Annotated in this window: 8 protein-coding genes and 1 pseudogene; 2 read left to right on the top strand and 7 right to left on the bottom strand. The window is 62.8% G+C overall.

Annotated elements, in window-relative coordinates; translation table 11 throughout:
• A partial coding sequence (locus EN943_RS32700; protein WP_127416099.1) for a histidine phosphotransferase family protein occupies positions 1 to 588 on the bottom strand: 588 nt, incomplete at its 3' end.
• 391 nt (positions 589 to 979) lie between these two features.
• Here EN943_RS32700 and EN943_RS32695 point away from each other — a divergent pair.
• Together EN943_RS32695 and EN943_RS32690 are read left to right on the top strand one after the other, a co-directional pair.
• Positions 980 to 1,516, top strand: coding sequence for an EipA family protein (locus tag EN943_RS32695; RefSeq protein ID WP_245270509.1), 537 nt, complete (start codon positions 980 to 982; stop codon positions 1,514 to 1,516).
• 190 nt (positions 1,517 to 1,706) lie between these two features.
• Positions 1,707 to 2,843: a hypothetical protein gene (locus EN943_RS32690; RefSeq protein WP_127416098.1), complete on the top strand. Its 1,137-nt coding sequence runs from the start codon at positions 1,707 to 1,709 to the stop codon at positions 2,841 to 2,843.
• A 92-nt stretch (positions 2,844 to 2,935) separates the two neighbouring features.
• Here the strand turns inward: EN943_RS32690 and EN943_RS32685 are convergent, their stop codons facing one another.
• The 6 genes and pseudogenes from EN943_RS32685 to EN943_RS32660 all read right to left on the bottom strand — a co-directional run.
• Complete coding sequence (locus EN943_RS32685) at positions 2,936 to 3,751, bottom strand: RNA methyltransferase (protein ID WP_127416097.1); 816 nt, start codon at positions 3,749 to 3,751, stop codon at positions 2,936 to 2,938.
• A 166-nt stretch (positions 3,752 to 3,917) separates the two neighbouring features.
• Positions 3,918 to 4,262, bottom strand: a complete 345-nt coding sequence (locus EN943_RS32680) for a metalloregulator ArsR/SmtB family transcription factor (protein ID WP_023809905.1) — start codon at positions 4,260 to 4,262, stop codon at positions 3,918 to 3,920.
• A gap of 152 nt (positions 4,263 to 4,414) precedes the next feature.
• Positions 4,415 to 5,194 (bottom strand): HugZ family protein, encoded by a 780-nt coding sequence (locus tag EN943_RS32675; protein WP_127416096.1) that lies wholly within the window; start codon positions 5,192 to 5,194, stop codon positions 4,415 to 4,417.
• A 31-nt stretch (positions 5,195 to 5,225) separates the two neighbouring features.
• A complete protein-coding gene (locus tag EN943_RS32670; RefSeq protein WP_127416095.1) occupies positions 5,226 to 6,401 on the bottom strand; it encodes a CaiB/BaiF CoA-transferase family protein in 1,176 nt (391 codons plus the stop codon).
• 6 nt (positions 6,402 to 6,407) lie between these two features.
• Positions 6,408 to 7,169, bottom strand: coding sequence for a 3-hydroxyacyl-CoA dehydrogenase (locus tag EN943_RS32665; protein ID WP_127416094.1), 762 nt, complete (start codon positions 7,167 to 7,169; stop codon positions 6,408 to 6,410).
• A gap of 61 nt (positions 7,170 to 7,230) precedes the next feature.
• Positions 7,231 to 7,431: pseudogene (locus EN943_RS32660) on the bottom strand (GNAT family N-acetyltransferase); the annotation flags it as partial.

The following is a 7,431-nucleotide window of genomic DNA, read 5'->3' as shown; positions in this document are numbered from 1 at the left end:
CGATATCGTCATGCCGGCTTCGCGCGCCAGAAGCAGTGTGTAGTAGGGCTGCACGGAATGCGCGTCGATCGGTTCCTCCGGCTTGTTGCCGGAATGCAGTTCGAGGAACTTCGGCGGCACACGCAGCATCGGGCCAGCCGACGCAAGCGCGAAACGCGGTTCGGTCTCAAGATTTTCCAGCGTCACGGAAAGCTTGCCGCCACGCGGAATGGCGGCATTGGCGACGAGGATCAGGTTGAGCAGCAGCTTGACCTTGTTCTTGGGCAGCAACGCGCGGGGTCCGTTCCAGGTCAGTTCCGGCTTTTCGTTTTTGAGGAAGGCGATGGCGACCGCTTCGGCATCGCCGGTATCGATCAACATGCCGGCCGAGCCGGCGGCACCGAAGGCGATGCGGGCGAACTGCAGGCGGGCCGAAGCGTTGCGGGCGCTCTGACGGATCAGCTTCATGGCGTCCTCATCGGCACCGCCTTCATCAAGCAATTCGAGCCCGTTGTTGATCGCGCCGACCGGCGAGATGATATCGTGGCAGACCCGGCTGCACAAAAGCGCTGCCAGATCGGGTGCGGAAAGGGTGAACAGATCGGCCATCGGCGAAAAATCCCTGCAAAATCTCACAACTCATGGCCGGGCGATCGATCGTCGCCTGCCACACGAATCACGCACTCTCTCCTCGGGCTTTCTGAATACACAGCGCCCGTGCGTGCAGCAACAAATCCAAATTGTGGTTATGGCAAATGGCGTGTTCACGCAGGCTGCCGACCCCACTTGAGCGACCCCAAACAGCCTTCGAACCGCCATGTTCATGTGGGAGCTTAATGGTTGAAAAAGGATTACGGCATAGTTTGCCCCTAACAGTTACCCTTAACGGCCGGCTAAAAGAGCCGTACGGGGTGCGAGGCGTCGGCGAAGGTGCTCCCTGACGGAGATTGGAAGCATGTTTTCCCGATACTACGACCGGAGCTTTCTCCGTGTCTTCTCAATGGCGGTCACGCTCCTGGGCGTTCTCGTCTTCTCGACTTCAGCCCTGCGGGCCCAGGAATACACCGCTCAGGAGATTGTCGATTCCGGTCACAAGTTCTTCGGCGCGACATCCGGCGGGCTCGCCACGGTCGTCGAGAAGATTTTTGCTTCCTACGGCCTGCCCAACGGCTATCTGCTGGGTGAAGAGGGCTCGGGCGCGCTGATCGGCGGCCTGACCTATGGCGAAGGCACGCTCTACACCAAGAATGCCGGCGATCACAAAGTGTTCTGGCAAGGCCCATCGCTCGGCTGGGATTTCGGCGGTGAGGGGTCGCGGGTGATGATGCTGGTCTACAATCTCGACGATGTGGGCAGCCTCTACAACCGCTATGGCGGCGTCGCCGGTTCGGCCTATGTGGTGGCTGGCGTCGGCTTCAACGTGCTGAAGAACAACAATGTGATTTTGGTGCCGATCCGCACCGGTGTCGGTGCCCGGCTTGGCGTCAATCTCGGCTATCTGAAGCTTACCGAGCGCGCCACCTGGAATCCGTTCTAAGCTGAAGTCCTTGGCTGTCGTTGCCCAAAACCGGGACCGCTTTTGGGTCGACATGCATTAAACTCGTGGCGTTGCGGCAAACCCTTGCCGCAACGCTGGATTTCCGCCATGTCAACGTGGCACAGTCAAAGCGCTCTATGCGCTTTTGGTTTATCTGGTTTGATGCTTACCGGCCACAACGGGTAGTCACTTGGTCCAGTCGGTCCTGTTCTTCGTCCTCGGCTTTCTCTGCGCTGGCTTTCTGGCGATCATGGTGGCTCCGGCCATATGGCGTCGTGCGGTCGCGCTTACACGCAGACGCGTCGAATCCTCGATCCCTCTGACGCAGACCGAGATCCAGGCGGACAAGGATCGCATCCGCGCCGAATATGCCATGACGACGCGCCGCCTGGAAATCAGCGTCAAGGCGTTGCGTGAAAAGGCGGCCGAACAACTGGTCGAGATCAATCGCGGTCGCGAGGCCATCAAGGGTCTGGCGGTCGAGCGGACGGACAAGAACCAGGCGCTGACCGAGCTGGGCGCGAAGAACGAAGCGCTGCGTCAACGAGAGGGCGAGTTGCAGCAGCTTTCGGAGCGTCTGAAGGAAACCGAACGCAAGCTGGAAAAGCGCGCGCTTGAGCTGGAAAAACTGGAGCGCATGTATGACGATGCCAGTTTTTCCTCGAGCAGCCGGCAGATCGAGCTCGTGACGCGAGAGTCCGAAATGCAGAAACTCGCCAGTGACATTGCGATTCTGCGCGGCCAGCGCAAGGAAGCCGACAGGCGCGGGCAGGAGATCGCGGCCGAAAGCAAGGCCGCGCGGGACGCCCTGAAAGCCGAGAAGAAAAGGACCGCCGAGCTCGACAAGAAGGTCGAACGGCTGCTGGCCACACTCGCCGATCGCGAAGACAAACTCGACCGCCGCGAAAAGGAACTGGCACGCATGCGCGAAAGATCGAAATCCGAGGACAGCGCGCCAGCCTTGCGGCTGGTCGGCAAGGGCGGCGATGTCGCCAGGAGCGATGATTTCGACAAGGCAATCGCCAGGCTCGACAGCGACCGTGAGCAGCTCGAGGCGAGGCTGACGGCGCTGGCGCGCGAGAACAAGCGGCTGAAGGCGGATCTCACCGCACTGGCAGTGTCCAAGGCCACGGATAGCGGCTCCGCCTTGCGCGAGCAGATGAACGAACTGGCGGCGGAGGTCGTCCATCTGACGGCCAAGCTCGAAGGGCCTGGTTCGCCGATCGCCAAGGCATTGGCGGTACCGTCGGACGCACGCTCCGGCAATGGTGACCGCAGTCTTGCCGACCGCGTGCGCGCGCTGCAGAAGGCTGACGCCACAAGCTGAATTCAGGCCTCCTTAGAGCATTTCACCGTTTCACGGAAACGGCGAAATGCCCTAACTCTTTGCTTTGACGCAATTCTGGACGGAAAATCGCTTCACGCTTTTCCTAGAATTGCTCTCGCCGAAAAATGATGCAGCGCGATGGCTGAAGCCGCGGCGACATTCAGGCTGTCGAAGCCTTCCGCCATGGTGATCCGCACATTGTGCAGGCTTGCGAGCAGGTTGCCCGGCAAGCCTTCGCCCTCGGTGCCGAGATAGAGCGCCAGGCGCCCGCTGCGCTGCGCATCGCGGATGTCGGTCTTCCCGCGGGGCGACAGCGCGAATTGTTCGAAGCCACGTCGGGCGAGCATCGTTGTGAAGCCGGCGGTGTCGGTGAACGATGCGAAAGGGATCTTGAGCGCGGCGCCGACCGAAACGCGGATCGCCTTGCGATAGAGCGGATCGCAGCATGTCGCATCCAGCAGAACCGCGTCAGCGCCAAAGGCGGCGGCGTTGCGGAAGATCGAGCCCACATTGTCATGGTTGGCGATGCCGACGAGCACTACGACCAGCGCACGAGGCGGCAAGCCATCGAGCAGGGCTTCGGCCGGCTGCGGCTCTCCCTTGCGGCCCATGGCCAGGATGCCGCGATGCATGTGAAATCCGGCGATAGCGTCCATCACTGCGCTGGTGGCGACATAGACTGGGAGGTCGGCGGGGGCCTTGCTCAGGATGTTGTCGAGACCTGCCAGCCGGTTTTCCAGGACCAGGACCGATTCGGTAGCAAAGCGCCCGGTCGAGAGCAGCAGGTCGAGCACCACCTTGCCTTCGGCGACAAAGCGGCCTTGCCGGCCGGCGAGGTCACGCTCGCGAATGTCGAGATAGGCAGCGACGCGCGGATCTTGCGGGTCGTCGATGCGAATGGGATCCATGCAGTCCTCGCGACCGTCGCATCGGCCCGTAAATCCCGACTGCTTCCCGGCGCTCACCTTGTTTGGAAAGCACGATGCGACAATTCGGGACAATCAGCCAGCTTTATGCGCCCCCGGGTGGGCGCATGTCGCTCTGAAATCACCGGCGAGATCGGCGGCTATGTGGTCAGGTTCCAGCGCGGCGCAAACGGTGCGCCATCTGGGACAGGTCATCTTTGCCGCTGCCGAAAATGCCGTCCAGCATGACAAGCAGTTCGCGCACGGCGTCGGATTTGCAGGAATAGTAAATCATCTGCCGGTCGCGTCGGGTTTCGACAAGGTCAAGAGCCCGCAACTTGGCCAGATGCTGGGACAGGGCGGATTGGCTGAGCATCACCTTCTCGGCGATGGCTCCAACCGACATTTCACCTTCGGCGAGGTAGCTCATGATCAACAGACGCTTCTCATTGCCCATCAGCATGAGAAACTCTGCCGCCGATTCGGCGTTCACGATTAGCTTTGTCGAGACCATCGATCCCCCATGCTTTCTGTTCATCCCGACGCCATGGGGGCAATAACGTCTGATTCCATAAATTCACTTATCGATCGGCGCTGGCGATTCAGCGTCACCAAAAGGTAGAGCATTTCACTTAAATCTCAAGTGCTGCTTTTGATCCAGCATATTTAAGTCTCAGTCCCGGCGTCGACAATGGCTCGGCCGGCCTTGGCCATATCGACCAGAACGTGCCGCAATTCGCCTGCCGCCGCCAAAGGTTGTGGATAAAAGGCCCGGCAAACATCGTCGCCCGACACCAGATCCATGCCATCGGCATCGAATCCGGCAACACGCCAGCCATTTCCGGATACTTTCGCGAAATGCTGTGCGTAAACGGCGATCGCGTCGAGATGGTCGGCGTTCATGTGGTCGATGGCCGATTGTTCGCGCGCCGCGAGTTCCTCCACGATCGGTCCGCCGGTGAGCAAGTCCGATTGATCGAGCTGATAGGCCTTGCCGAAGCCGCCATTGAGGCTGGCGCGTTGCGGACCGAGGCGAAAGATCGAAAAGTCGCCGAGACCGGCGTAAAGTTTCGCCTTGGGATTGCGGTTGAGATAGCGGCGCTCGGCGCCGGCGTGTTCGCCAGATCCGCGCTCAAGCCGTGCCGCCTGGCAGATCAATGTCAGGCGCGGATGCGCCAGCGGGTCGCCCTTGCCCGGTTCGCCGAGCAACAGGGAACAGCGCGGATCGGCAAGCAGGGCGCCGGTGTGCGCCGAAAGCATCGACACCAGGATCAGCGGCGCGCCGTCGATGTCGGTGGCCACGCCAACTCTGCTGGCCAGCGGCCAGCCGGTTTGCGGTTCGACCACCGCCAGGGCGCCAAAGCGCGCGCTGCGCAGAAGCGTCTTCGCCAGCCGGATCGCTTCGGCGTCCGTCTCGCGGATCACCTCCTTTTTCGGCTCGTCCAATGCAGCACCGCAGTAAGTTGATCTCTCTTCTCTACTTATCGGTCAGCAAGCCGGATTTGACAAGGTCGTCGATCTCGGCTTTCGCAAAGCCGAAACGTGCCAGCACCGCCGCCGGCGAAACGTCCTCGTCGCCGGGTATAGTGGCCAATGTCGGTTGCGAGCTCGAGAAACGCGGCGCGGGGGCCGGGCGCTCGAATGCACCTGTCGTCACAGAGGCGTTGCGTGCCCGATTGTGCGGGTGGTGTTTCGCCTCTTGCAGCGACAGAACGGGTGCAACGCAGGCATCGGTTTGCGCGAACAGCCGGTCCCAGTCGTCGCGTGGTTTCTGCCGGATCCGATCGGCAATGGCGGCGCGCATCGGCGGCCACAGTGCCTTGTCGTACTGGCCGGACGCAAAGCGCTCGTCGAGCGGCAGCAGCCTGGCGAATTCGGCGAAGAATTTCGGCTCGAGACAGCCGATGGCGATATGGCGTCCGTCCGACGTCTCATAGGTGTCGTAGAACGGGGCGCCGGAATCGAGCAGGTTCGCGCCGCGCTTGTCGCTCCACAAGCCGGCCGCCATCAAGGCGTGCAGGGGCACCGCCAGCATCGAGGCGCCGTCGACCATCGCGGCGTCGATGACTTCACCCTTGCCCGTGCGCGAACGTTGGAACAGGGCGGCCAGCACGCCGGCAATCAGCATCATGGCGCCACCGCCACAGTCGGCGACAAGGTTGAGCGGCGTGACGGGACGGCAGCCGGCATGGCCGATGGCGTGCAGCACGCCGCTATAGGCGAGGTAGGTGATGTCGTGGCCGGCGCGGCCGGCGAGCGGGCCGTCCTGGCCGAAGCCGGTCATGCGGCCGTAGATCAGCGCCAGGTTGCGCGCCATCACCGTTTCCGGGCCGAGGCCGAGCCGCTCCATGACGCCCGGGCGAAAGCCTTCGAGCAACATGTCCGCCTTTTCGGCAAGGCGCAGCAACAGATCGGTGCCTTCACGGCGCTTCAGGTCGAGGCGCAGGACGGCGCGGCCATGGCGGTCGATGTTGTACTCATCCGGCAGCGACAGGAGCTGGCTCGTCCCCGCCCGTTCGATGAGCAACACTTCGGCGCCCATCTCCGACAGCATCAGGCCGGCCAGCGGCACCGGGCCGAGCCCGGCCATCTCGATCACCTTCAGCCCGACCAGCGGACCGGTTTTAGCGGCAGCGGACAGGCCGGCGCTCATGACCTTCTATTTCGGCGCCATGCGAATGGCGCCGTCGAGGCGAATGGTCTCGCCGTTCAGCATCTGGTTCTCGATGATGTGCAGGGCGAGAGCGGCATATTCGGACGGTTCGCCCAGGCGCGACGGGAAGGGCACGGCGGCGCCCAGCGAATCCTGCACCTCTTGCGGCATGCCGGCCATCATCGGCGTCTTGAAGATGCCGGGAGCGATGGTGCAGACGCGGATGCCGGAACGGGCAAGGTCGCGCGCCACGGGCAGCGTCATGCCGACGACGCCGCCCTTGGACGCCGCATAGGCGGCCTGGCCGATCTGGCCATCATAGGCGGCAACCGAAGCGGTGTTGACGATGACGCCGCGCTCGCCGCCCTGCAGCGGCTCGAGCTTCGACGCGTGCTCGGCGACGAGGCGGATCATGTTGAACGTGCCGATCAGATTGACCTCGATCACCTTGCGGTACTGATCGAGGGGATGGGGACCATCCTTGCCGATGGTCTTCACGCCGATGGCGATGCCGGCGCAGTTGACCAGGATCCGTGGCGGGCCAAGCTTGGCCGTAACGTCGGCGAGGGCAGCAGTCCCACTGTCGGCGCTGCTAACGTCGCATTGGACGGCAATACCACCGATCTCGGCTGCGACCTTGGCCGCGCGGTCAATACCGACATCGAAGATGGCGACACGGGCTCCCTTGGCGGCCAGCGCGCGCGCCGTTGCCTCGCCAAGGCCGGAGCCGCCGCCGGTGACGATCGCGATCTGGCCGTTCGGGTTCATGGCGTCATCCTTTGATCTCAGGAACAGTGGGACGGATCAGGCGCCAGATCGAAGGGAAAGGTCAAGCCATCGCCGCGGCAGGATCGGCCACCCTGGCCTGATCGGCGTGACAGACCTCGCCCAAGAGCCTGGCTACCGCGCCCGGCGCGATCTCGTGCGACAGCAGCCGGTCGAGATCGACGGGGCGCGGCATCGAAATCTGGCCGCGCGGAATCCGCTTGAAACCGAGCGGCCCGTAATAGGGCTCGTCACCGACCAGCAT

It is taken from the genome of Mesorhizobium sp. M7A.F.Ca.US.006.01.1.1, from assembly GCF_003997935.1.
In the GTDB taxonomy this organism is placed as follows: Bacteria; Pseudomonadota; Alphaproteobacteria; order Rhizobiales; family Rhizobiaceae; genus Mesorhizobium.
The sequence above is the reverse complement of the archived record's forward strand: the minus strand, read 5'-3'. Positions and strand labels throughout refer to the sequence as shown.

Coding starts and splice junctions, on each gene's coding strand:
- EN943_RS32695 (WP_245270509.1), top strand. CDS start 980: ATGGCGGTCACGCTCCTGGGCGTTCTCGTCTTCTCGACTTCAGCCCTG.
- EN943_RS32685 (WP_127416097.1), bottom strand. CDS start 3,751: ATGGATCCCATTCGCATCGACGACCCGCAAGATCCGCGCGTCGCTGCC.
- EN943_RS32680 (WP_023809905.1), bottom strand. CDS start 4,262: ATGGTCTCGACAAAGCTAATCGTGAACGCCGAATCGGCGGCAGAGTTT.
- EN943_RS32670 (WP_127416095.1), bottom strand. CDS start 6,401: ATGAGCGCCGGCCTGTCCGCTGCCGCTAAAACCGGTCCGCTGGTCGGG.
- EN943_RS32665 (WP_127416094.1), bottom strand. CDS start 7,169: ATGAACCCGAACGGCCAGATCGCGATCGTCACCGGCGGCGGCTCCGGC.